We start from the raw sequence: 866 nt of genomic DNA, 5'->3' as shown, positions 1-866 counted from the left end.
GCTTACTCTTTGATGGAGGATACGACGCCGGAGCCGACAGTGCGGCCGCCTTCGCGGATCGCAAAGCGGAGGCCTTCTTCCATCGCGATCGGTGCGATCAGCTCAACACCGAACTTCAGGTTGTCGCCTGGCATAACCATCTCTGTACCTGCTGGCAGTTCAACTGTGCCGGTCACGTCTGTGGTCCGGAAGTAGAACTGTGGGCGGTAGTTCGCGAAGAATGGTGTATGACGGCCACCTTCTTCTTTGGTCAGAATGTAAACTTCTGCTTCGAACTTGGTGTGCGGCTTAACCGAACCAGGCTTACAGAGAATCTGACCACGCTCAACGCCATCACGATCGATACCACGCAGAAGCGCACCGATGTTGTCGCCAGCTTCACCGCGGTCAAGCAGCTTGCGGAACATTTCAACACCTGTACAGGTTGTCTTCTGTGTATCTTTGATACCAACGATTTCGATCTCGTCGCCAACGTTCACAGCGCCACGCTCAACACGGCCAGTCACAACTGTACCACGACCAGAGATCGAGAATACGTCCTCGATTGGCATCAGGAATGGCTCATCAACTGCACGTGGTGGCTGTGGGATGTATGTGTCAACAGCAGTCATCAGTTCAGCAATCTTGTCTTTGCCGATCGCGTCGTCGCGGTCTTCAAGAGCAGCAAGAGCAGAACCTGCAATCACAGGAATGTCGTCGCCTGGGTAGCCGTACTCGTTCAGAAGCTCACGAACTTCCATTTCAACGAGCTCGAGAAGCTCTTCGTCGTCAACCTGGTCGACTTTGTTCATGAAGACAACCATGGCTGGGATACCAACCTGACGGCCGAGCAGGATGTGCTCACGTGTCTGTGGCATAGGGCCATC

General features: G+C 54.2%; 1 protein-coding gene. It reads right to left on the bottom strand.

The window, feature by feature from the left end:
* Nucleotides 1-2: 2 nt before the first annotated feature.
* A partial coding sequence (locus tag N9C89_RS16140; RefSeq protein WP_263955052.1) for an elongation factor Tu occupies nt 3-866 on the bottom strand: 864 nt, incomplete at its 5' end.

The organism is Halocynthiibacter sp. SDUM655004 (assembly GCF_026015885.1).
GTDB classification, from domain to species: Bacteria; Pseudomonadota; Alphaproteobacteria; order Rhodobacterales; family Rhodobacteraceae; genus Falsihalocynthiibacter; species Falsihalocynthiibacter halioticoli.
This window is presented reverse-complemented; position numbering and strand designations above follow the sequence as displayed.